The sequence below is a fragment of the Psychrobacter celer genome (assembly GCF_016107555.1).
Classification (GTDB): Bacteria; Pseudomonadota; Gammaproteobacteria; order Pseudomonadales; family Moraxellaceae; genus Psychrobacter; species Psychrobacter celer.
On record NZ_JABASU010000063.1, the window covers coordinates 1 to 857 of the forward strand.

The 857-nt window shown below is 44.3% G+C and carries 1 protein-coding gene; it reads right to left on the reverse strand.

The window, feature by feature from the left end:
* Window positions 1-808, reverse strand: an 808-nt coding sequence (locus tag JFC05_RS12680) for an IS982 family transposase (RefSeq protein ID WP_198337145.1), incomplete at its 3' end; no start/stop codon positions are given.
* Window positions 809-857 lie beyond the last annotated feature (49 nt).

Genomic DNA, 857 nt, shown 5'->3' on the forward strand with positions numbered 1-857 from the left:
TTAAACCTGACAGCAAGTTTGTGATAAACCCCGTGACACTACGATGGCGTGAGTGTTCGATTTGGCACAAGTTTTTAAGCTCTCCAAACACCGTTTCAACCAAAGAGCGATGATTGAGTAGTGCCTCATCCATAGGCTCAAGTAATTGGGGTTTCATATTACGCCGAAGTTTGGTTATCAACGTGGTATCATTGTGTTTTGTGAGCCACTCGTTTAGGGCTTTACTGATATAGCCTCTATCCCCAAACACCTTGCCAAACACAGGCGTTGCCATATCCTTAACAGGCACTCTGTCATCCGTATTACCCGCAGTGACTTTAACAGATACAAGCTCGCCCTTATGATTGATAATGGCGTGCAGCTTAAAGCCATAGAACCAGCCCATGCTGCTTTTGCCTCGGGTTGCAAGTCCCTTAAAGACTTTATGACGGTAGATACGCTTGTTATGACAAACTGCTATCTTGGTTGAATCAATATAGCTGATACCCGTACAGTCGCCCATCATGCTTTGCAAGTAGCTGCACAGTGGCATGATACTGCGCGGCACAAGCTCTATAAATCGCGAGTAGCTCGGCAGACTTGGAAACTCCCGTTTCATCATGCCAAGCATGTGATGGTAGTAAAACGCCTTAAACTGTCGATACCGCAGTTGATGAAACAGTACCAAGATGGTCATAATCTCTGCTACACTTATCTGGCATGCTCTTAACCTTTGGTGTCCCGTTGCGATTAAATGAGCGTCAAACTCAGGTTTGAATTGCTGATAAAAGTCGTCAATATGGCAGTATAGTTCGGTTAGGTTGTCCATGTAAGAAGTCCTTTTTGCTTAAGTGGTCTTGGTAAACTTACTTTAGCAA